This is a genomic window from Nocardia sp. NPDC004260, assembly GCF_053603155.1.
On the sequence record NZ_JBSGEZ010000264.1, the window covers coordinates 1 to 1,418 of the forward strand.

At 69.6% G+C, this 1,418-nt stretch carries 1 protein-coding gene; it reads right to left on the reverse strand.

Annotation, left to right across the window (positions count from 1 at the left end; translation table 11 throughout):
- Window positions 1-1,418, reverse strand: a 1,418-nt coding sequence (locus ACWEO7_RS39520) for a PEP/pyruvate-binding domain-containing protein (protein WP_452430970.1), incomplete at both ends; no start/stop codon positions are given.

Here is a 1,418-nt window from a genome sequence, read left to right on the forward strand (position 1 = left end):
TCGGGTTCGCGGATGTAGCGGTAGCAACCGCGGTACCCGATCATCGGATTGCGTTCGTCGGGTTCATAGCGTGTCCCGCCGGCGAGGTCACGGAATTCGTTGCTCCGTAGATCGGTCGCGCGATAGATCACCGGCCGCGGGGCGAATGCCGCTGTGATCCGGTGCAAGGGCGCCGACAGCCGTTCGATGAAGGCGTCCTGCTCGCCGCGGGCGATCAGATCCCGAGGGTGGCGTCCGTCGAGGGCCTGCGTGATCAGCGTTTCCGCGCGCAGCAACCCGACACCGTCGACGTCGGTGGCCGCGACTCGTTCCGCGGCGTCCGGTAGCGCGAGATTGACGTAGACGCGGGTCGCGGTCGGTTCCGCCGGGGCGGTCGGCTCCGACGGCCTGGGCGCGGCGTGCACCGGTTCCGATCGCCCGGCGTGCACCTGACCCGCGGACCCGTCGACGGTCACGACGGCGCCTTCGGTGAGTGTGGTGGTTGCCGTGCGGGTGCCGACCACGCATGGCACTCCGAGTTCGCGGGCGACGATCGCGGCATGGCATGTCATCCCGCCGCTATCGGTGACCAGGGCCGATGCTCGCGAAATGGTCGGTAGCCAATCCGGATTGGTCATGGCGGCGACGAGTACCTCGCCGGCGCGCAGTGTCGAGCCCTCCGACGGCGAGCGCAAGATCCGGACGGCGCCGCTGGCTCGGCCGGGTGCGGCGGCAAGACCTCGTAACAGGACCTGGGTGGGGGCCGGTGCACGCGCCGGAGTTCCGGTATCTGCGCGGCCGGCCAGCGTGGTGATGGGCCGGGCCTGCACCAGCCATAGCCGCTCGTCGTCGAATGCCCATTCGACATCCTGCGGGATGCCACCGTGCAGCTGCTGTACCTGCAAGGCCGTCCGGGCTACCGATAAGGCCTCGTCTTCGCTGAGTACCTGAGCCGCGGCCTCCTCGTCGCTCAGCTGGATCCGCTGGTCACCGTCGGGCCCGGGCACGACAGCGAATCGCTGGTGGCCGGTGCGCGCGGCGATCAGCGTGGGCCCCTTGGCGTCGAGCATGTAGGTGTCGGGTTCGGTGGCTCCGGAGACCACGACTTCGCCTTGGCCGCGCGCTGCCTCGATGACCACGCGATCGCGGCGGCCGGTCGCGGGGTCGGCGGTGAAGGCGACGCCCGACCTGCGGGCGGCGACCATGCGTTGCACCACTACCGCGATATCCGGGCGTTCGTGCATCTCGCGACGGGCGCGGTAGGTCAGTACGCGCGGGGTGAACAGGGATGCCCAGCAGTCGACGACGGCATCCATCAGCCGATCGTCGCCGCGAATATTGGTTCGCGACAGGTTCATTCCCGCGAAGGAGGCGGTCGCGCTGTCTTCGCCGACGGCGGATGAGCGCACCGCGACCGAAACAGCATCGCCGAGCCGGTG